We start from the raw sequence: 20,705 nt of genomic DNA, 5'->3' as shown, positions 1-20,705 counted from the left end.
CCTCAACCGGGGCGGTGACCGGGCGGCCAACGCCGCCCTCTACCGCATCGTCCTGTGCCGACTGCGCTGGGACGAACGCACCAAGAACTACATGCGGCGCAGGACCACCGTAGGCCTCTCGAAGAAGGAGATCATCCGCTGCCTCAAGCGGTTCATCGCCCGAGAGATCTACCGAGTCCTGACCACGCCCAGCACACCGAGCACCACCACCGAGCAGCTCACCATCGCTGCTTGACATCCATAAGAGCATCCGACCCCGCCCACCACCGCAAGGGAGCACCCGTGCGCAACCGCACCGCCGCGCCGAAGGCCCGGCCCAACCCGCTGGTCGCGGCCGGCATCGAGTACGTCGACTACAAGGACACCGACCTGCTGCGCCGCTTCGTCTCCGACCGCGGCAAGATCCGCAGCCGGCGGGTCACCCGGCTCACCGTCCAGCAGCAGCGGGCGGTGGCCCGGGCGGTCAAGAACGCCCGCGAGACGGCCCTCCTCCCGTACGCCTCCGGCACCACCCGTTAGCCCGGACCCGACGGCCCGGCACCACCCGACAGGAGCCCCCGATGGCAGTTCCCAAGCGCAGGACCTCGCGCAGCAACACCCGGCACCGCCGCGCCCAGTGGAAGGCGACCGGCCCGAAGCTCGTCCCGATCACCCTGAACGGCCGGGAGATGCTCGTCCCGCAGAACCTCGTCCCGGCCTACCGCCGGGGCCTGATCGACCCGGAGGGGAGGTGACGGCGGTCAGCGGGGAGTGCGCGGGGGCGCGCGGGGCGCAGTGGGGTGCCGGCGCATCCCTCGGGGGTGCTCGGCGGGCGCTTCGGGCCGGGGGTTCGTAGGCTCGACGCATGGCGGATGCGTACGCGGGGCGGCGGGAGCGGGTGAGGGAGCACTGCAGCGCGGCCGGCGCCGACGCGGCGCTGATCACCCGGGCGGCGAACGTGCGGTACCTGACGGGCTGCGCGCCCTGCGGGGCGACCCTGCTGCTGACCCGGGACCGGGTGCTGCTGACGCTCCCGGACGACCTGCCGCCGGACGACTCGGGGGAGCACCTGATCGCCGCGGACGTCACCCAGGTGCCGGTGGCGGCCGGGGCGGACACCGCCCTGGCGGCCGCCGCCACCGCGGACCGGCTGGGGGTGCGCGACCTGGCGGTCGAGGAGCACGACCTGACCGTCACCCGGCACCGGGCGGTCGCGGGCCTGCTGGAGGGCGGCCGGCTGGCGGACCTCGGCCAGGTGGTGGAGCGGCTGCGGGTGGTCAAGGACGAGCACGAGATCGCGGACCTGCGGATCGCCGCCGAGATCGCCGACCAGGCGCTGGGCGAGCTGCTGGAGTCGATCCTGGTCGGCCGGACCGAGCGGCACCTGGCGATGGAGCTGGAGCGCCGGATGATCGACCACGGAGCCGACCGGGCGGCCTTCCCGGTGTCGGTCGGCACCGGCAGCCACTCCGGCCAGCCCGCCCACCAGCCCACCGACCGCCGGGTGGAGGAGGGCGACTTCCTCACCGTGGTGATGGGCGCCCAGTACCGGGGCTACGGCGTCTCGACCGCCCGGACCTTCGTGATCGGAGCGGCTCCCGCGCCCTGGCAGGTCGAGCTGCACCGGCTGGTCTTCCGCGCCCAGCGGGCGGGTCGGGAGGCGCTCGGCCCGGGCGTCGAGCAGTGCGTGCCCGACCGGGTGGCCCGGCAGGTCCTGGAGGCGGCCGGGCACGCCGAGGCCTCTCCGCACCCGGTCGGCCACGGCATCGGGCTGGAGATCCGGGAGGCGCCGCGCCTCGGTCCGTCGGACATGGGTAAACTGGACAGCCGCGTGCCGGTCACCGTCGGTCCAGGGGTCCACCTCCCGGGCAAGGGCGGGGTCCGGATCGAGGACACGCTCGTGGTGCGCCCCCTCGAGGAGGGCGGGCCCGAGCTGCTCACCATCACCACCAAGGAGCTCCTCGCCCTGTGACGGCGGCCCCCGGGCCGGCGGCAGGACGCGAACCCTTGGTTCCTTGACAGCTATATCCAGGAGTAAGTGCGCCCGTGGCTTCCACGAACGATCTCAAGAACGGCATGGTCCTCAAGCTGGAGGGCGGCAAGCTCTGGTCCGTCGTCGAGTTCCAGCACGTCAAGCCCGGCAAGGGCCCGGCCTTCGTGCGTACGAAGCTCAAGGAGGTCCTGACGGGCAAGGTCGTCGACAAGACCTTCAACGCCGGCACCAAGGTCGAGACCGCCAACGTCGACAAGCGCGGCATGCAGTTCTCGTACAAGGACGGCGAGAACTTCGTGTTCATGGACATGGACACCTACGACCAGATCACGATCGAGCCGGCCGTCGTCGGTGACGCCGCGAACTACCTGCTGGAGGGCTTCGAGGCCCTCGTCGCCACCAACGAGGGTGCGGTGCTCTACATCGAGCTCCCGACCTCCGTCGAGCTCGTGATCTCCCACACCGAGCCGGGCGTGCAGGGCGACCGCTCCACCGGTGGCACCAAGCCGGCCACCCTGGAGACCGGTGCCGAGATCCAGGTCCCGCTCTTCGTCGTCACCGGCGAGAAGGTCAAGGTCGACACCCGCGACGGCAGCTACCTCGGCCGGGTGAAGTAAGTCCGTGTCGGCCGCACGTAGCAAGGCCCGTACCCGGGCCTTCCAGATCCTCTTCGAGGCCGACCACCGCGGGGTCGACCCGCAGCAGGTCCTTGCCGACTGGGTGGCGCGCGCCCGCGAGCCCAAGCCCGACGAGGGCACCCCGCAGGTGGGCGAGTACACCATGGAGCTGATCGAGGGGTACGTCCAGCACGCGCGTCGCATCGACGACCTGATCGAGCAGTACGCGGTGGGCTGGACCCTCGACCGGATGCCGATCGTGGACCGCAACGTCCTGCGGCTCGGCGCGTACGAGCTGATCTGGGAGGACGGCGTCCCGGACGCGGTCGTCCTGGACGAGTCCGTCGAGATCGCCAAGGAGTTCTCCACGGACGACTCCCCGGCCTTCGTCAACGGCATGCTGGCCCGCTTCCTGGAGCTGAAGCCGAGCATCCGCCGCTGATCGGTGCTGTTCGCAGACGGCCGCAGGCCCCCGGAACTCCGGGGCCTGCGGCCGTTCCGCGTTTCACCCGGTGGGCGTAGGGTGGGTGCTACTCGTCAGTAACTTCGCCGACGGCGCCGTCGGCGACCCGAAGGGCAGGCCACACCCATGAGCACCGCGACCCGCAGCGAGTTCGACCGGGGCATCGCCCTCACCAGACACCCCGAGGAGGCCGGCCGCTACGAGGCCGAGCTCGGCGCCGGCTGGCAGATCGGCGGCGGGGTCAACGGCGGGCTGCTGCTCGCGGTGGCCGGACACGCGCTGTCGCTGGAGCACGGGCAGCACCCCGACCCGGTGTCGATCAGCGGTTACTACCTGTCCGCCTCCACCCCCGGCCCGGCCACCGTCCGCACCGAGGTGCTGCGCACCGGTCGCGGGCTGTCCACCGGCACCGCCTCGCTCAGCCAGGACGGCGTCGAACGCCTGCGCGTGGTGGCCAGCCACGGCGACCTCGCCGCCGCCGACGGCGAGGTGCGCACCACCGCGACCCCGCCGCAGCTGCCGCCGCCGGACCAGTGCATCGGCGTCGAGCACGCCCCCAGGCAGCTGATCGAGCAGGCCGCCCTGCTGGAGCGCTTCGACCTGCGGCTCGACCCGGCCACCGTCGGCTGGGCGCTCGGCCAGCCCTCCGGCAACGGCCGGATCCAGGGCTGGTTCCGGCTCGCCGACGGCCGCGACCCCGACCCGCTGCTGCTCCTGCTGGTCGCCGACGCGCTCCCGCCGGTCACCTTCGACCTCGGCCTGCCGGGCTGGGCCCCGACCGTCGAGCTGACCGTCCACCTGCGGGCCAGGCCCGCCCCGGGCTGGCTGCGGGTCGTCCACTCCACCCGCAACGTGGCCGGCGGCTACTTCGAGGAGGACGCCGAGGTCTGGGACGAGGCCGGACGCCTGGTCGCCCAGTCCCGGCAGCTGGCCCGGGTGCCGCGCTGAGGCCGCGACGACCCCTATTACCGGTGGTTACATTTCCGTGACACGCCGTACGTGTGTGGCGCGCGGAACTGGGGAGTAACACGGTCAGCGGCGAGCCCCGCCGCTGACCGTCACCGTACCGTTCGACGGCCCCCAGCAGATGTCAGGAGCCACCGATGACCAGCCGCAAGGGCCGCGCCCGCCGCAACTCCGACTGCACCGCCGGCGGCCTGCGCCCCGCGCTGCGGGCGCCGCACCGGCCGCGGCGGGTCGAGGGGGCCGAGCAGGCGTTCGTCCTCGGTGTGCTCACCAATGCCGCGGACTTCGCGCGGGCCCGGGCCTGGGGCGTGTGCGACGCCCCCGACTACGAGCGCTACCTGGCCGACACCGCGGAGCTGCTGGCCGACGCGCTGGAGCGGTTCGAGACCGTCCGGGCCCGGATGTTCCACCCGCAGGACTTCGAGGAGTTCTGCCTGCTGCACGGCCTGGACCCGGCCGAGTCCGCCGCCCGCGACCGCTACCTGGTCAACCCGCCGTTGCAGACCCAGCTGCTGCCCTATCAGGGCGAGGAACTGGCCGGGGACTTCGTGCCGCGACTGGTCCGGGCCCGGGAGAACGGGCTGACGCTCTGCCACGCCGACCTGCTGCTCGACGGCGGGCTGTACGGGGGTGCGAGGGAGACCGACGAGGAGCATGCGCGCTGGGTGCGGGCCGCCTACCAGCGCGGTGGCGAGGTGTTCCGCCGGATGCTGGTGGGCGCGGGCGCCGGGGTGTACGAGCTGCGCCTGCGGGTGGACGCGCCGGGCGGGCGGCTGGCCGCGGCGGCCCGGGTCCTGCAGTGGGAGGACGGCGTGGCGCGGATCAACGACGAGGACCTGGAGCTGGTCTGCGCGGTGCTGTGCGCCGGGCTGGCGCTGGAGCTGCCGGGCGTCGCGGTGCTGCACGGCTCGCAGGGGTCGGCGGCCTCCGGCGGAGCCGCCGAGAGGGCCCGCGGGGGAGCCGCTGATGAGTCCCGCGGCGGAGCCGCTGACGGATGCTTCCTGCCTGCCGCCTGGGCGTGGTCGAGCAGCGGCCCGGACTGGGCGCCGGCCGCCCGCCCGGTGCGGCTGGACGGCGTGGCGGCGCAGCCGGGCTACAGCCTGGGCACGGTCTGCTGAGCCGGTGACCGCCCGGCACGCCGCGGCGCGGCCCCCGGAAACCGGGGGCCGCGCCGTGACGTTTCTGCAAGCCGTTGCAGGCCGAGGCCCGCTTTTCCGGCGGAGCCGGAGCGCGAGCGTCAGCTCGCGTCCTCCTCGCGCACCGCGCGGCGCGCGTCGGGGTTGAGCACGCCCCAGGAGATCAGCTGCTCGGTGAGGATCGACGGCGACTGGTCGTAGATCACGGCCAGCGTGCGCAGGTCGTCCTGGCGGATCGAGAGGACCTTGCCGTTGTAGTCGCCGCGCTGGCTCTGGATGGTCGCCGCGTAGCGCTGTAGCGGACCGGCCTTCTCGGACGGCACCTGGGTCAGTCTCTCCAGGTCGAGGACCAGGCGCGGCGGCGGCTCGGCCGCGCCGCCGGGGGTGCCTCCGGGCAGCAGTTCCTGCACCGGCACGCCGTAGAACTCGGCGAGCTCGGCCAGCCGCTGCACGGTGACCGCACGGTCGCCGCGCTCGTACGAGCCGACGACGACTGCCTTCCAGCGCCCCTGGGACTTCTCCTCGACACCGTGCAGGGAGAGCCCCTGCTGAGTGCGGATCGCTCGGAGCTTGCCTCCGAGCTGCTTCGCGTAGTCGCTGGACATTGATCTCCCCGGACGAGATTGCTTCGCGTTCAGTGGTGGGTCACGGGCGTTGCCGGCGTCGTTACCGGTGGGTTCGACGCCTGTCTCGTAACTCACTGTGAGGTTACGTAGAGTAAGGTAGTTGCGTCAAGCCGAATGGGGCAGTCGTGCGAATGGCCCGCATCATCGGCGCATCCGGTGCGTGAACCCGGAGAAGCGGAATGATGGAGGTCCGTTTGCCGTGCGGCGCGCTGATAGGATGACCCGAAGCCCACGCCCGGTCGGCGGGGGCCCAATCCCAGACATCCTTTAAGGCCCGTCCAGTGAGGCGGGGAAGGAGGTCCGCTTCGGCATGACCACCCATCAGGAACCCACGCCGCGACCGCCGCACCAGGTGCTGGACGGCACGGACATCGCCCGGGTCGTCACCCGGATAGCGCACGAGATCGTCGAGCGCGCCAAGGGCGCGGAGGACGTCGTGCTGCTCGGCATCCACACCAGGGGCGTCCACCTCGCCCGCCGCCTGCACGGCCGGCTGGCCCAGATCACCGGGCGCGAGATCCCGCTGGGCACCCTGGACATCACCATGTACCGGGACGACCTGCGGTTGAAGCCCGCCCGCGCCCTGGAGCACACCGAGATCCCGCCCGGCGGCATCGACGGCAAGCTGGTCATCCTCGTCGACGACGTGCTGTTCTCCGGCCGCACCATCCGCGCCGCGCTGGACGCGCTGAACGACATCGGCCGCCCGCGCGCCGTGCAGCTCGCCGTCCTGGTCGACCGCGGCCACCGCGAGCTGCCGATCCGGGCGGACTACGTGGGCAAGAACCTCCCCACCTCGCTGCGCGAGGCCGTGCAGGTCCGCCTGGCCGACACCGACGGCGTGGACGCCGTGCTGGTCGGCGACCGCGACCACGCCGCCCGCAGCTCGCAGGCCATGGCCTCCCAGCCCACCGAACCGCACCTCCCGGAGTAGCCGCGTGAAGCGCCACCTCGTCTCCGCCGCCGATCTCAGCCGCGACGACGCGCTGCTGATCCTGGACACCGCCGAGGAGCTCGCCCAGCTCTCCGGCCGGGCCGTCAAGAAGCTGCCCACGCTGCGCGGCCGCACCGTCGTCAACCTCTTCTTCGAGGACTCCACCCGCACCAAGACCTCCTTCGAGGCCGCCGAGAAGCGACTGTCCGCGGACGTCATCAACTTCTCCGCCAAGGGCTCCTCGGTCTCCAAGGGCGAGAGCCTCAAGGACACCGCGCTCACCCTCCAGGCGATGGGGGCCGACGCGGTCGTCATCCGCCACCACGCCTCGGGCGCGCCGGCCCGGCTGGCCCAGTCCGACTGGCTGCACGGCAGCGTGATCAACGCCGGCGACGGCACCCACGAGCACCCCACCCAGGCCCTGCTCGACGCCTTCACCATGCGCCGCCACCTCAACGCCGGCCTGGGCAACGACCTGGCCGGGCGCCGGGTCACCATCGTCGGCGACATCCTGCACAGCCGGGTCGCCCGCTCCAACGTGCACCTGCTGACCACCCTCGGCGCCCAGGTGACCTTCGTCGCCCCGCCGACCCTGCTGCCGATCGGCATCGAGAACTGGCCCTGCGAGGTCAGCTACGACCTCGACAGCGTGCTGCCCAAGACCGACGCGCTGATGATGCTGCGGGTGCAGCGCGAGCGGATGAACGCCGCGTTCTTCCCGACCGAGCGCGAGTACAGCCGCCGCTACGGCATGAACGGCCTCCGGATGGCCCAGCTGCCCGGGCACGCCATCGTGATGCACCCCGGCCCGATGGTCCGCGGCATGGAGATCACCGCCGAGGTCGCCGACTCGCCGCGCTGCACCGTGGTCGAGCAGGTCGCCAACGGCGTCTCCGTCCGGATGGCCGTCCTGTACCTGCTGCTCGGCGGGGCCACCCTCGCAGACACCGCCGCCGCCCCCCGCACCGACTCCGTGGAGACCGCCCAGTGACCAGCTACCTGATCCGCAACGCCAAGATCCTGGGCGGCGCCCCGCAGGACCTCCACCTCGCCGACGGCGTCATCCAGGAGATCGGCACCGGCCTGGCGGTCGAGGCGGACATCGAGATCGACGCCACCGGCATGATCGTCCTGCCCGGCCTGGTCGACCTGCACACCCACCTGCGCGAGCCCGGCCGCGAGGACGCCGAGACGGTGCTCACCGGCACCCGGGCCGCCGCGATGGGCGGCTTCACCGCCGTGCACGCGATGGCCAACACCACCCCGGTGGCCGACACCGCGGGCGTGGTCGAGCAGGTCTGGCGGCTCGGCCAGGAGGCCGGCTACTGCGACGTGCAGCCGGTCGGCGCCGTCACCGTCGGCCTGGGCGGCAAGAAGCTCGCCGAGCTCGGCGCGATGCACGAGTCCGCGGCCGGCGTCCGGGTCTTCTCCGACGACGGCAAGTGCGTGGACGACGCGGTGCTGATGCGCCGCGCCCTGGAGTACGTCAAGGCCTTCGACGGCGTCGTCGCCCAGCACGCCCAGGAGCCGCGGCTGACCGAGGGCGCCCAGATGAACGAGGGCCAGGTCTCCGGCGAGCTCGGGCTCGGCGGCTGGCCGGCCGTCGCCGAGGAGTCGATCATCGCCCGCGACGTGCTGCTCGCCGCGCACGTCGGCTCCCGGCTGCACGTCTGCCACCTCTCCACGGCCGGCTCGGTCGAGATCGTCCGCTGGGCCAAGTCCAAGGGCTGGGACGTCACCGCCGAGGTGACCCCGCACCACCTGCTGCTCACCGACGAGCTGGTCCGCTCCTACGACCCGGTGTACAAGGTGAACCCGCCGCTGCGCACCGCCGAGGACGTCCAGGCGCTGCGCAAGGCGCTGGCCGACGGCACCATCGACGCCGTCGCCACCGACCACGCGCCGCACCCGGCCGAGGACAAGGACTGCGAGTGGGCCGTGGCCGCGATGGGCATGGTCGGCCTGGAGACCGCGCTGTCGGTCGTCCAGCAGACCATGGTCGACACCGGCCTGCTGAACTGGGAGGGCGTCGCCGACCGGATGTCGCACCGCCCGGCCCGGATCGGCCGTCTCACCGGGCACGGCCGGCCGATCTCGGTGGGTGAGCCCGCCAACCTGGTGCTCTTCGATCCCGCGTACCGTGGGGCCGTGAACCCCGAGAGCTTCGCCACCCGCAGCCGCAACACCCCCTACAAGGGCATGGACCTGCCCGGACGGGTGCACGCCACCTTCCTGCGCGGCCGCGCCACCGTGCTGGCCGGCGAGCCGGCCGAGCAGGGCGGCCTGGCGTGACCGGCTACGCGTCGCTGGCCAGGGAGCAGGCGAGGGTCACCGACTGGCCGGACTACATCGGCTGGGCGGTCGGACTGATGCTCGTCATCGGCCTGATCTACTGGCTGATGCGCCAGGGCTGGAACTGGCGCCGGACCCTGCAGTCCGGGATCCCGCCGCTGCCCGCCGTGCCGGCCCGCGCCGGACGCACCATCCTGGAGACCAGCGGGCGGTACCACGGCAGCACCACCGCCGGGAACTGGCTCGACCGGGTCGTCGCGCACGGCCTGGGCACCCGCAGCCGGGCCGACCTCACCCTCGGCACGGACGGGCTGCTGGTGCAGCGCCCCGGCGACGTCGACTTCTGGATCCCGGCCGAGCACCTCACCGGTGCCCGGACGGACTCCGGGATCGCCGGGAAGGTCGTCCCCTCCGGACTGCTGGTCGTCACCTGGGCCCACGAGGGCACCGAGCTGGACTCCGGCTTCCGGGCCGACCACCCCGACGAGCACGCCGCCTGGGTCGAGGCGATCAACGAGCTCGCAACACGTACCACGAAGACGAAGAAGACGGAAGAGGCCGCGCAATGACCGCACCTGCCCCCACCACGCAGCGCCAACGGCGGGAGCGCATCCCGGCCGTGCTCGTCCTGGAGGACGGCCGGACCTTCCGCGGCCAGGCCTACGGCGCGACCGGCGAGACCTTCGGCGAGGCGGTCTTCAACACCGGCATGTCCGGCTACCAGGAGACCCTCACCGACCCGTCGTACCACCGCCAGGTGGTCGTGATGACCGCGCCGCAGATCGGCAACACCGGCTGGAACGACGAGGACGACGAGTCCAAGCAGATCTGGGTCGCCGGCTACGTCGTGCGCGACCCCGCCCGGGTGGCCTCCAACTGGCGCTCCCGCCGCTCGCTGGACGAGGAGCTGACCCGCCAGGGCGTCGTCGGCATCAGCGGCATCGACACCCGCGCGCTGACCCGCCACCTGCGCGAGCGCGGCGCGATGCGCTGCGGGATCTTCTCCGGCGAGGCGCTGGCCGACCCGGCCGCCCTGCTCGCCCGGGTTCAGCAGTCGCCCGAGATGAAGGGCGCCGACCTGTGCGCCGAGGTCGCCACCACCGAGCCGTACATCGTGCCCGCCGTCGGTGAGAAGAAGTTCACCGTCGCCGCGCTGGACCTCGGCATCAAGGCGATGACCCCGCAGCGGATGGCCGAGCGCGGCATCGAGGTGCACGTGCTGCCCGCCGACTCCACCCTGGAGGACGTCTACGCCGTCAACCCGGACGGCGTCTTCTTCTCCAACGGCCCGGGCGACCCGGCCACCGCCGACCACCAGGTCGCCGTCGCGCAGGGCGTGCTGGAGCGGGCGACCCCGTTCTTCGGGATCTGCTTCGGCAACCAGATCCTCGGCCGCGCCCTCGGCTTCGGCACCTACAAGCTCAAGTACGGCCACCGCGGCATCAACCAGCCGGTGCAGGACCGCACCACCGGCAAGGTCGAGGTGACCGCCCACAACCACGGCTTCGCCGTGAACGCGCCGCTGGACAAGGTGAGCGACACCCCCTACGGGCGGGTCGAGGTCTCCCACGTCTGCCTCAACGACGACGTGGTCGAGGGCCTCCAGGCACTCGACGTCCCCGCCTTCAGCGTGCAGTACCACCCCGAAGCGGCCGCCGGCCCGCACGACGCCGCCTACCTGTTCGACCGCTTCGTGAAGCTCATGGAGGGCCAGCGTGCCTAAGCGCAGTGACATCAAGTCCGTCCTGGTGATCGGCTCCGGCCCGATCGTCATCGGCCAGGCCGCCGAGTTCGACTACTCGGGCACCCAGGCCTGCCGCGTCCTCAAGGCCGAGGGCCTGCGGGTCGTGCTGGTCAACTCCAACCCGGCCACGATCATGACCGACCCGGAGATCGCCGACGCCACCTACGTCGAGCCGATCACCCCGGACTTCGTCGAGAAGATCATCGCCAAGGAGCGCCCCGACGCGCTGCTGCCGACCCTGGGCGGCCAGACCGCGCTCAACACCGCGATCTCGCTGCACAGCGCCGGCACGCTGGAGAAGTACGGCGTCGAGCTGATCGGCGCCGACGTCGTGGCGATCAACAAGGGCGAGGACCGCGAGCTGTTCAAGGGCGTCGTCGAGGCCGTCAAGGCCAAGATCGGCCACGGCGAGTCCGCCCGCTCGGTCATCTGCCACACCATGGACGAGGTGCTGGCCGGCGTCGACACGCTCGGCGGCTACCCGGTCGTGGTGCGCCCCTCCTTCACCATGGGCGGCGCCGGCTCCGGCTTCGCCCACCACGAGGAGGACCTGCGCCGGATCGCCGGCCAGGGCCTGGCCCTCTCGCCGACCACCGAGGTGCTCCTGGAGGAGTCCATCCTCGGCTGGAAGGAGTACGAGCTGGAGCTGATGCGCGACAAGAACGACAACGTCGTGGTCGTCTGCTCCATCGAGAACTTCGACCCGATGGGCGTGCACACCGGTGACTCGATCACCGTCGCCCCGGCGATGACCCTCACCGACCGCGAGTACCAGATCCTGCGCGACATCGGCATCGCCGTGATCCGCGAGGTCGGCGTCGACACCGGCGGCTGCAACATCCAGTTCGCCGTCAACCCCGACGACGGCCGGGTCATCGTCATCGAGATGAACCCGCGCGTCTCCCGCTCCTCGGCGCTCGCCTCCAAGGCCACCGGCTTCCCGATCGCCAAGATCGCCGCCAAGCTGGCCGTCGGCTACACCCTGGACGAGATCCCCAACGACATCACCGAGCAGACCCCGGCCTCCTTCGAGCCGACCCTCGACTACGTCGTGGTGAAGGTCCCGCGGTTCGCGTTCGAGAAGTTCCCGAGCGCCGACGCCACGCTGACCACCACCATGAAGTCGGTCGGCGAGGCCATGGCCATGGGCCGCAACTTCCCCGAGGCGCTGCAGAAGGCGCTGCGCTCGCTGGAGAAGAAGGGCTCCCAGTTCACCTGGACGAGCCCGCTCGGCGAGAAGACCGAGCTGCTGGTCAAGGCCACCGTGCCGACCGACGGCCGGATCAACACCGTGATGGACGCCATCCGGGCCGGCGCCACCCCGGAGGAGGTCTTCGAGTACACGAAGATCGACCCGTGGTTCGTCGACCAGCTCTTCCTGCTGGACGAGATCGCCGGCGAGCTGGCCGAGGCCGAGGAGCTCACCCCCGAGCTGCTGCGCCACGCCAAGCGGCACGGCTTCTCCGACCAGCAGATCGGCGAGATCCGCGGCCTGCGCCCGGACGTCGTCCGCGAGGTGCGCCACGCGCTCGGCATCCGCCCGGTGTTCAAGACCGTCGACACCTGCGCCGCCGAGTTCGCCGCCAAGACCCCGTACTTCTACTCGTCCTACGACGAGGAGAGCGAGGTCGCCCCGCGCACCAAGCCGGCCGTGATCATCCTCGGCTCGGGCCCCAACCGCATCGGCCAGGGCATCGAGTTCGACTACTCCTGCGTGCACGCCTCCTTCGCGCTGGCCGAGGCCGGGTTCGAGACCGTCATGGTCAACTGCAACCCGGAGACCGTCTCCACCGACTACGACACCTCCGACCGGCTCTACTTCGAGCCGCTCACCCTGGAGGACGTGCTGGAGATCGTCCACGCCGAGCAGCAGGCCGGTCCGCTGGCCGGTGTGATCGTCCAGCTCGGCGGCCAGACCCCGCTCGGCCTGGCCCAGGCGCTCAAGGACAACGGCGTGCCGATCGTCGGCACCCAGCCCGAGGCGATCGACCTCGCCGAGGAGCGCGGCGCCTTCGGCCGCGTGCTGCGCGACGCCGGACTGCCCGCCCCCAAGCACGGCACCGCCTTCTCCTTCGCGGAGGCCAAGGCGATCGCCGACGAGATCGGCTACCCCGTCCTGGCCCGCCCGTCCTACGTGCTCGGCGGCCGCGGCATGGAGATCGTCTACGACGAGGCCTCGCTCGCGTCCTACCTGGAGCGGCACGCCGGTCTGATCTCCGAGCACCCGGTGCTGATCGACCGCTTCCTGGACGACGCGGTGGAGATCGACGTCGACGCGCTCTACGACGGCACCGAGCTCTACCTCGGCGGCGTCATGGAGCACATCGAGGAGGCCGGCATCCACTCCGGCGACTCCGCCTGCGCGCTGCCCCCGATCACCCTCGGCGGCTACGACATCAAGCGCCTGCGCACCTCCACCGAGGCCATCGCGCGCGGTGTCGGCGTCCGCGGCCTGATCAACATCCAGTTCGCGCTGGCCGGGGACATCCTCTACGTGCTGGAGGCCAACCCGCGCGCCTCCCGGACCGTCCCCTTCACCTCCAAGGCGACCGCGGTGCCGCTGGCCAAGGCCGCCGCCCGGGTCTCGCTCGGCGCCACCATCGCCGAGCTGCGCGCCGAGGGCCTGCTCCCGGCCGAGGGCGACGGCGGCACCCTGCCGGCCGACGCGCCGATCGCGGTCAAGGAGGCCGTGATGCCGTGGAGCCGCTTCCGCGACATCCACGGCCGCGGCGTGGACACCGTGCTCGGCCCGGAGATGCGCTCGACCGGTGAGGTCATGGGCATCGACAAGGTCTTCGGCACCGCCTACGCCAAGGCCCAGGCCGGCGCCTACGGCGCGCTGCCGACCAAGGGCAAGGTCTTCGTCTCGGTCGCCAACCGGGACAAGCGCAACCTGGTCTTCCCGGCCCGGGCGCTGGTCGGCCTCGGCTTCGAGGTGCTCGCCACCGCCGGCACCGCCGAGGTGCTCCAGCGCGGCGGCATCCCGTCCACGCTGGTGCGCAAGCACAGCGAGGGCGAGGGCCCGAACGGTGAGAAGACCATCGTCCAGCTGATCCACGACGGCGAGGTCGACCTGATCATCAACACGCCGTACGGCACCGGCGGGCGCCTGGACGGCTACGAGATCCGCACCGCGGCGGTCTCCCGCGGGGTGCCCTGCCTGACCACCGTCCAGGCGATGGGCGCGGCCGTCCAGGGCATGGACGCGCTGCTGCGCGACGAGGTCGGAGTGATGTCGCTCCAGGAGCACGCCGAGCTGATCAACGCCGGCCGCAAGTAGCACCACCGCAGTGGGGGGCACCGGAGCCGGATTGGTGCCCCCCACTCGTATGCCCGCCCGTCGCCCGCCACCACCCTTCCTTCGACGGGCTGCGCCCGCGCCCTGAACCCGCTGCTGCCTTCGGAGTTGATCCCGCTTTGTACAAGTTCCTGTTCGACCTCGTCTTCAAGAGGATGGACCCGGAGAAGGCCCACCACCTGGCCTTCTTCTGGATCCGCCTCGCCTCCTCGGTGCCCGGCCTGCGCACCCTGGTGCGGCTGGTGCTCGCCCCGCGCGACCGGGCGCTGCGCACCCGTGCCCTCGGCCTCGACCTGCCCGGCCCGTTCGGGCTCGCGGCCGGCTTCGACAAGAACGGCGTCGGCATCGACGGCCTGGCCATGCTCGGCTTCGACTACGTCGAGATCGGCACCATCACCGGGGAGCCCCAGCCCGGCAACCCGGCGCCCCGGCTGTTCCGCCTGGTCGAGGACCGCGCGCTGATCAACCGGATGGGCTTCAACAACCAGGGCTCGGCCCGGGTCGCGGCCCGGCTGGCGGCCCGCCCGCACACCAGCTCCACCCCGGTGATCGGCGTCAACATCGGCAAGACCAAGGTGGTCGAGGAGGCCGACGCCGTCGCCGACTACGTCAAGTCGACCGAGCGGCTGGCCAAGTACGCCGACTACCTGGTGGTCAACGTCAGCTCCCCGAACACCCCCGGGCTTCGCAACCTCCAGGCCGTCGACCACCTGCGCCCGCTGCTCGCCGCCGTGCGCGAGGCCGCCGACCGCGCCACCGCGCACCACGTGCCGCTGCTGGTCAAGATCGCCCCGGACCTGGCCGACGAGGACGTCGACGCCGTCGCCGACCTCGCCCTGGAGCTGGGCCTGGACGGCATCATCGCCACCAACACCACGATCGGCCGCGGCGGCCTGCTCGCCGACCCGCAGCGGGTCGAGGAGATCGGCATGGGCGGCCTGTCCGGCGCCCCGCTCAAGGCCCGCGCCCTGGAGGTCCTCCAGCGGCTGCGCGCCCGCACCGGCGGCCGGCTGACCCTGGTCTCGGTCGGCGGCGTGGAGACCGCCGAGGACGCCTGGCAGCGGATCATCCACGGCGCCGACCTGGTGCAGGGCTACAGCGCCTTCATCTACGAGGGTCCGTTCTGGTGCCGCCGGATCCACAAGGGCCTCTCCGCCCGGATCCGGGCCGCGGGCTTCCGCGACCTCGCCGCGGCCGTCGGCAGCGCCGTCCGCGGCGCCTGAACCCCCTGACCGGTCTCGCAGCAGGCCGTACCACCCCTGGAAAGGACGACATGACCCTCGCCCCGTTCGGCGCCCGGCTGCGCCAGGCCCTCGACGCCCGCGGCCAGCTCTGCGTCGGCATCGACCCGCACGCCTCCCTGCTCTCCGCCTGGGGGCTCGGCGACGACCTCGCGGGGCTGGAGACGTTCAGCCGCACCGTGGTGGAGGCCCTGGCCGACCGGGTCGCGGTGCTCAAGCCGCAGGCCGCCTTCTTCGAGCGCTTCGGCAGCAAGGGCGTCGCGGTGCTGGAGAAGGCCGTCGAGGAGGCCCGGGCGGCCGGCGCGCTGGTGCTGATGGACGCCAAGCGCGGCGACATCGGCTCCACCATGGCCGCCTACGCGGAGGCCTTCCTGTCGCCGAGCAGCCCGCTGTTCTCGGACGCCGTCACGGTCAGCCCGTACCTGGGCTTCGGGTCGCTGCGCCCGGCCCTCGACCTGGCCCGCGAGCAGGGCTGCGGGGTGTTCGCGCTGGCGCTCACCTCCAACCCGGAGGGCGCCGAGGTGCAGCGCGCCGTCGGGGCGGACGGCGAGCCGGTCGCGGCCTCCGTGCTGCGCCAGCTGGCGGCGGAGAACGCGGACGCCGCGCCGCTGGGCTCCTTCGGCGCGGTGGTCGGCGCGACGCTGGCCGACGCGGGCGTGGACCTGGCCATCAACGGCCCGCTGCTGGCCCCCGGGATCGGCGCCCAGGGTGCGACCATGGCGGACCTGCCGCGGGTGTTCGGCGCCTCGGTGATCAACGTGGTGCCGAGCGTCAGCCGGGACGTGCTCAAGCACGGGCCGTCGGTTCCGGCGCTGCGGGCGGCGGCGGAGCGCTTCGTCGGCGAGTTCGCGGACGCCGTCAAGTAGGCACCGGCGGACGCCGTCAAGTGGCCGGAGCGGTCCGGCCGGTGGGGCCGCGGTAGCCGATCGGTGACCGTGCGCAGTGTCCGCAGGACGGCGGGGCGGCACCGGAGTTGACGTGAGCGCCGTCACATCGAGCCCGCCAAAGTCTCGCAATCGCGGTCATTTTGCCCTGGAAAGTCCTGGTCGGCCTTGGCTGACCAGGACTTTTCGTGTTCTTTTCCTGACGCGGCGCCGCAATCCGGGTAGTGTCCGGCGATAGGTCATCGGCGAGCCGCGAACCCGTAGCTCCCGCAGGTCAGGGCCCTGTGGTTCCCCATTGGGCTCCCCTTGCGGACGGTGTCCTAGGTACCGAACCAGTCATAGCTCAATCCCTTCCTTCCACACCCTGAGGTGAACGGCGTGGCTCTTCCGCCCCTTACCCCTGAACAGCGCACCGCCGCGCTCGCCAAGGCCGCCGAGGCTCGCCGGGAGCGCGCCGAGGTCAAGAACCGGCTCAAGCACTCCGGCGCCTCCCTGCACGAGGTGATCAAGGCCGGCAAGAATGACAACGACGTCATCGGCAAGATGAAGGTCTCGGCCCTGCTGGAGTCCCTTCCGGGCGTCGGCAAGGTTCGTGCCAAGCAGATCATGGAGCGCCTCGGCATCAGCGAGAGCCGCCGTGTCCGCGGTCTCGGAACGAACCAGATCGCCTCCCTGGAGCGGGAGTTCGGCGGTGGCGCCGCCTGACCGTGCCCCCGTGGTCCCAGGATCGTCCGCGATCCGGGATAATCGGTGCATGAGTGAGCGTCCGCGGCTGACCGTGCTCTCCGGCCCCTCGGGGGTCGGCAAGAGCACGGTCGTCGCTCATATGAGGAAGATGTACCCCGAGGTCTGGCTCTCGGTGTCGGCCACCACCCGTCACCCGAGGCCCGGCGAGAAGAACGGGGTCCAGTACCACTTCGTCGACAACGACGAGTTCGACAAGCTGATCGCCAACGGCGAGCTGCTGGAATGGGCCGAGTTCGCGGGGAACCGCTACGGCACCCCGCGCGCGGCGGTGCTGGAGAAGCTGGAGCGCGGTGAGCCCGTCCTGCTGGAGATCGACCTCCAGGGCGCCCGCCAGGTGCGCGAGTCGATGCCCGACGCCCAGCTGGTCTTCCTGGCTCCGCCGAGCTGGGACGAGCTGGTCCGTCGGCTGACCGGCCGGGGCACCGAGCGGCAGGACGTGATCGAGCGGCGGCTGGAGGCGGCCACGATCGAGCTCGCGGCCGAGACCGAGTTCGACACAACCCTTGTCAACACCTCCGTCGAGCAGGTAGCGGCCGAACTGCTAGCCTTGCTCGGTGTAGCCTGACCTGTCAGTCTTTTCCACCCTTTCGGAAGGTTTTCGCGTGTCCTCTTCCATGACCGCGCCCGAGGGCATCATCAACCCGCCGATCGACGAGCTGCTTGAGGCCACCGACTCGAAGTACAGCCTCGTGATCTACGCCGCCAAGCGCGCGCGCCAGATCAACGCTTACTACTCCCAGCTCGGCGAGGGCCTGCTGGAGTACGTCGGCCCGCTGGTCGACACCCACGTGCACGAGAAGCCGCTGTCGATCGCGCTGCGCGAGATCAACGCCGGCATGCTGACCGCCGAGGCGGTCGAGGGCGCCGCCTGAGGCAGCCCCGCAACTTCCCCGGAGGGCCGGGCGGAATTCTTCCGCCGGGCCCTCCGGCGTTTTCCGGTAGGGGTCGCCGGGCCCTCCGGCGTTCTCCGCTCGCCGTCCCCCGGTCGGGGTGGGGCACGGTGCGAGTGATCGTCGAGGGGTCGTAGGGTGGGCGGGTTCCCGATCTGTCGGGTGCCCGATGCGGAGAAAGGCCGGTAGATGAGCGCGAGTGCGGACGCCCCCCGCGTGGTCCTCGGTGTCAGCGGCGGGATCGCCGCCTACAAGGCGTGCGAGCTGCTGCGCCGGTTCACCGAGTCCGGCCACCAGGTCACCGTGGTGCCCACCGCGGCGGCGCTGCACTTCGTCGGCGAGGCCACCTGGGCCGCGCTCTCCGGCCGCCCGGCCGCCACCGAGACCTGGGAGCGCGTGCACGAGGTGCCGCACGTGCGGATCGGCCAGCAGGCCGACCTGGTGGTGGTCGCCCCCGCCACCGCCGACCTGATCGCCAAGGCCGCCCACGGGCTCGCCGACGACCTGCTCACCAACACCCTGCTCACCGCCCGCTGTCCGGTCGTGGTGGCGCCCGCGATGCACACCGAGATGTGGGAGCACCCCGCCACCCGGGAGAACGTCGCCACCCTGCGCCGCCGCGGCGTGATCGTGCTGGAGCCGGCCGTCGGGCGGCTGACCGGCAAGGACACCGGCAAGGGGCGGCTGCCCGAGCCCGGCGCGATCTTCGAGGCCTGCCGGGCCGTGCTGCGCCGCGGCGGGGCGGTGCCGACCGACCTGGCCGGCCGGCACCTGGTGGTCTCGGCCGGCGGCACCCGGGAGCCGCTTGACCCGGTGCGCTACCTCGGCAACCGCTCCTCCGGCAAGCAGGGCTACGCGCTCGCCGTGACCGCCGCGGCCCGCGGGGCGCGGGTGACCCTCGTCTCTGCCAACGCCGAGCTGCCCGACCCGGCCGGGGTGGACGTGGTGCACGTCTCGACCGCGCTGGAGCTGCGCGAGGCGGCGCTGGCGGCGGCCGCGGCCGCGGACGCCGTGGTGATGGCCGCGGCGGTGGCGGACTTCCGGCCCGCCGAGTACGCCACCGGCAAGATCAAGAAGGTCGAGGGGGTCGAGCCGGCGCCGGTCGCGCTGGTCCGCAATCCCGACGTGCTGGCCGAACTGTCGGCGCACCGCCCCCGTTCGGGCCAACTGGTGGTGGGTTTCGCGGCGGAGACCGACGACGTGCTCGCCAACGGCCGCGCCAAGCTCGCCCGGAAGGGGTGCGACCTGCTGGTGGTCAACGAGGTGGGCGACGGCAAGGCCTTCGGGCAGGACGTCAACGAGGCCGTGGTACTGGGCGCGGACGGCACCGAGACCCCCGTACCGGTGGGCCCCAAGGAGGTGCTCGCGGACGTGGTCTGGGATCTGGTGGCAAAGCGGCTGGAATCGGGTCGGAACTGATCGATTCCCGCTCGATTCCCGATGGATTCCCGCTGGAGAACGTTCTTGATTTCCGGAAGCGGGTGACGTTCGGCGGAAGCAGCCGGTTAGACTCCAGGAATCAAGTCTTTCCGGATGTCCCCGGTTCGCCGGGGGCCTTCAGTCAGCAGCCGCTGCAACCCCAGGGAGCGCTGTGTCTCGCCGCCTGTTCACCTCGGAGTCCGTGACCGAGGGACACCCCGACAAGATCGCTGACCAGATCAGCGACACCATCCTTGACGCTCTCCTGCGGGAGGACCCGACCTCCCGGGTCGCCGTGGAGACGCTCATCACGACCGGCCAGGTGCACGTGGCCGGCGAGGTGACCACCAAGGCGTACGCCCCGATCGCCCAGCTCGTCCGGGACAAGATCCTGGAGATCGGCTACGACAGCTCCAAGAAGGGCTTCGACGGCGCCTCCTGCGGCGTGTCGGTGTCCATCGGTGCCCAGTCGCCCGACATCGCGCAGGGTGTCGACACCGCGTACGAGGCCCGGGTCGAGGGCGACGAGGACGACCTGGACAAGCAGGGCGCCGGCGACCAGGGCCTGATGTTCGGCTACGCGTCCGACGAGACGCCCGAGCTGATGCCGCTGCCGATCACCCTGGCGCACCGCCTCTCCCGCCGCCTCACCGAGGTGCGCAAGAACGGGACCATCCCGTACCTGCGCCCCGACGGCAAGACCCAGGTCACCATCGAGTACGACGGCGACAAGGCCGTCCGCCTCGACACCGTGGTCGTCTCCACCCAGCACGCCAGTGACATCGACCTGGAGTCGCTGCTCACCCCGGACATCCGCGAGTTCGTCGTGGAGCCGGAGCTCAAGGCGCTGGCCGACCAGGGCATCAAGCTGACCACCGAGGGCTACCGCCTGCTGGTCAACCCGACCGGCCGCTTCGAGATCGGCGGCCCGATGGGCGACGCCGGCCTCACCGGCCGCAAGATCATCATCGACACCTACGGCGGCATGGCCCGCCACGGTGGCGGCGCCTTCTCGGGCAAGGACCCGTCCAAGGTGGACCGCTCGGCCGCGTACGCGATGCGCTGGGTGGCGAAGAACATCGTTGCCGCCGGCCTCGCCCGCCGCGCCGAGGTGCAGGTCGCGTACGCGATCGGCAAGGCCGAGCCGGTCGGCCTGTTCGTGGAGACCTTCGGCACCGAGACCGTCCCGGTCCTCAGCATCCAGAAGGCCGTCTCCGAGGTCTTCGACCTGCGCCCGGCCGCGATCATCCGCGACCTGGACCTGCTGCGCCCGATCTACTCCCAGACCGCCGCGTACGGCCACTTCGGCCGTGAGCTGCCGGACTTCACCTGGGAGCGCACCGACCGCGTGGAGCAGCTCAAGGCTGCCGTCCAGGACTGACGTCCCGGCTCTGCCGAGCGGCGCCCACCCCCGTCGCGGGGTGGGCGCCGCTCCGCTTTGTGCGTCCTGTCGGTGTGACCTGGTAGTACTTGGGA

General features: G+C 71.9%; 21 protein-coding genes and 1 pseudogene. 21 read left to right on the top strand and 1 reads right to left on the bottom strand.

Features of this window, described 5'->3' with window-relative positions:
* The 8 genes and pseudogenes from ACFY2K_RS37365 to ACFY2K_RS37330 form a co-directional block, all read left to right on the top strand.
* Positions 1–235 (top strand): annotated as a pseudogene (locus ACFY2K_RS37365) (IS110 family transposase); the annotation flags it as partial.
* Between the two features lie 47 nt (positions 236–282).
* Positions 283–519 carry a 30S ribosomal protein S18 gene (gene rpsR, locus ACFY2K_RS37360; protein ID WP_375889954.1) on the top strand — a complete coding sequence of 79 codons (237 nt, stop codon included), beginning with the start codon at positions 283–285 and terminating at the stop codon, positions 517–519.
* Between the two features lie 41 nt (positions 520–560).
* A complete protein-coding gene (gene rpmF / locus ACFY2K_RS37355) occupies positions 561–734 on the top strand; it encodes a 50S ribosomal protein L32 (RefSeq protein ID WP_375889952.1) in 174 nt (57 codons plus the stop codon).
* Between the two features lie 110 nt (positions 735–844).
* A complete protein-coding gene (locus ACFY2K_RS37350) occupies positions 845–1,951 on the top strand; it encodes an aminopeptidase P family protein (RefSeq protein ID WP_375889951.1) in 1,107 nt (368 codons plus the stop codon).
* A gap of 74 nt (positions 1,952–2,025) precedes the next feature.
* Positions 2,026–2,589 (top strand): elongation factor P, encoded by a 564-nt coding sequence (efp, locus tag ACFY2K_RS37345; protein WP_375889949.1) that lies wholly within the window; start codon positions 2,026–2,028, stop codon positions 2,587–2,589.
* Positions 2,590–2,593: 4 nt separating this feature from the next.
* Positions 2,594–3,031 carry a transcription antitermination factor NusB gene (gene nusB, locus ACFY2K_RS37340; protein ID WP_350508646.1) on the top strand — a complete coding sequence of 146 codons (438 nt, stop codon included), beginning with the start codon at positions 2,594–2,596 and terminating at the stop codon, positions 3,029–3,031.
* 147 nt (positions 3,032–3,178) lie between these two features.
* Entirely contained in the window at positions 3,179–4,000 is an 822-nt protein-coding gene (locus ACFY2K_RS37335) for a thioesterase family protein (RefSeq protein ID WP_375889947.1), read from the top strand.
* Positions 4,001–4,155: 155 nt separating this feature from the next.
* A complete protein-coding gene (locus ACFY2K_RS37330) occupies positions 4,156–5,136 on the top strand; it encodes a hypothetical protein (protein WP_387717133.1) in 981 nt (326 codons plus the stop codon).
* A 119-nt stretch (positions 5,137–5,255) separates the two neighbouring features.
* On the opposite strand, the gene ACFY2K_RS37325 is transcribed toward ACFY2K_RS37330, so the two are convergent.
* Complete coding sequence (locus tag ACFY2K_RS37325) at positions 5,256–5,759, bottom strand: transcriptional regulator (RefSeq protein ID WP_030056198.1); 504 nt, start codon at positions 5,757–5,759, stop codon at positions 5,256–5,258.
* Positions 5,760–6,090: 331 nt separating this feature from the next.
* On the opposite strand from ACFY2K_RS37325, the gene pyrR reads away from it, so the two are divergent.
* The 13 genes from pyrR to metK all read left to right on the top strand — a co-directional run bounded on the left by pyrR (position 6,091) and on the right by metK (position 20,610).
* Positions 6,091–6,714: a bifunctional pyr operon transcriptional regulator/uracil phosphoribosyltransferase PyrR gene (gene pyrR / locus ACFY2K_RS37320; RefSeq protein ID WP_380401474.1), complete on the top strand. Its 624-nt coding sequence runs from the start codon at positions 6,091–6,093 to the stop codon at positions 6,712–6,714.
* Positions 6,715–6,718: 4 nt separating this feature from the next.
* The gene (locus tag ACFY2K_RS37315; RefSeq protein WP_375889941.1) at positions 6,719–7,705 is read left to right on the top strand and encodes an aspartate carbamoyltransferase catalytic subunit; all 987 of its coding nucleotides are present in this window, start codon (positions 6,719–6,721) and stop codon (positions 7,703–7,705) included.
* Positions 7,702–9,006 (top strand): dihydroorotase, encoded by a 1,305-nt coding sequence (locus ACFY2K_RS37310; RefSeq protein WP_380524823.1) that lies wholly within the window; start codon positions 7,702–7,704, stop codon positions 9,004–9,006. The genes ACFY2K_RS37315 and ACFY2K_RS37310 overlap by 4 nt, the downstream gene beginning before the upstream one ends.
* Positions 9,003–9,575 carry a hypothetical protein gene (locus tag ACFY2K_RS37305; protein ID WP_375889937.1) on the top strand — a complete coding sequence of 191 codons (573 nt, stop codon included), beginning with the start codon at positions 9,003–9,005 and terminating at the stop codon, positions 9,573–9,575. The genes ACFY2K_RS37310 and ACFY2K_RS37305 overlap by 4 nt, the downstream gene beginning before the upstream one ends.
* Complete coding sequence (carA, locus tag ACFY2K_RS37300; RefSeq protein WP_387717130.1) at positions 9,572–10,729, top strand: glutamine-hydrolyzing carbamoyl-phosphate synthase small subunit; 1,158 nt, start codon at positions 9,572–9,574, stop codon at positions 10,727–10,729. Before ACFY2K_RS37305 ends, carA begins: the two co-directional genes overlap by 4 nt.
* Positions 10,722–14,030 (top strand): carbamoyl-phosphate synthase large subunit, encoded by a 3,309-nt coding sequence (gene carB, locus ACFY2K_RS37295; protein WP_375889933.1) that lies wholly within the window; start codon positions 10,722–10,724, stop codon positions 14,028–14,030. Before carA ends, carB begins: the two co-directional genes overlap by 8 nt.
* Before the next feature lie 137 nt (positions 14,031–14,167).
* The gene (locus ACFY2K_RS37290) at positions 14,168–15,271 is read left to right on the top strand and encodes a quinone-dependent dihydroorotate dehydrogenase (protein ID WP_387717128.1); all 1,104 of its coding nucleotides are present in this window, start codon (positions 14,168–14,170) and stop codon (positions 15,269–15,271) included.
* Positions 15,272–15,321: 50 nt separating this feature from the next.
* Positions 15,322–16,155, top strand: a complete 834-nt coding sequence (pyrF, locus tag ACFY2K_RS37285) for an orotidine-5'-phosphate decarboxylase (RefSeq protein ID WP_387717126.1) — start codon at positions 15,322–15,324, stop codon at positions 16,153–16,155.
* Positions 16,156–16,551: 396 nt separating this feature from the next.
* Positions 16,552–16,878 carry an integration host factor, actinobacterial type gene (gene mihF / locus ACFY2K_RS37280; RefSeq protein ID WP_030290269.1) on the top strand — a complete coding sequence of 109 codons (327 nt, stop codon included), beginning with the start codon at positions 16,552–16,554 and terminating at the stop codon, positions 16,876–16,878.
* Between the two features lie 49 nt (positions 16,879–16,927).
* Positions 16,928–17,485: a guanylate kinase gene (gene gmk / locus ACFY2K_RS37275; protein ID WP_387717124.1), complete on the top strand. Its 558-nt coding sequence runs from the start codon at positions 16,928–16,930 to the stop codon at positions 17,483–17,485.
* Between the two features lie 37 nt (positions 17,486–17,522).
* A complete protein-coding gene (gene rpoZ / locus ACFY2K_RS37270) occupies positions 17,523–17,792 on the top strand; it encodes a DNA-directed RNA polymerase subunit omega (protein WP_188297240.1) in 270 nt (89 codons plus the stop codon).
* Between the two features lie 207 nt (positions 17,793–17,999).
* Positions 18,000–19,229: a bifunctional phosphopantothenoylcysteine decarboxylase/phosphopantothenate--cysteine ligase CoaBC gene (coaBC, locus tag ACFY2K_RS37265; protein ID WP_380524826.1), complete on the top strand. Its 1,230-nt coding sequence runs from the start codon at positions 18,000–18,002 to the stop codon at positions 19,227–19,229.
* A gap of 172 nt (positions 19,230–19,401) precedes the next feature.
* Positions 19,402–20,610 (top strand): methionine adenosyltransferase, encoded by a 1,209-nt coding sequence (gene metK, locus ACFY2K_RS37260; RefSeq protein ID WP_375889924.1) that lies wholly within the window; start codon positions 19,402–19,404, stop codon positions 20,608–20,610.
* Positions 20,611–20,705: the final 95 nt, after the last annotated feature.

Source organism: Kitasatospora sp. NPDC001309, assembly GCF_042896295.1.
GTDB lineage: Bacteria > Actinomycetota > Actinomycetes > Streptomycetales > Streptomycetaceae > Kitasatospora.
The sequence above is the reverse complement of the archived record's forward strand: the minus strand, read 5'-3'. Positions and strand labels throughout refer to the sequence as shown.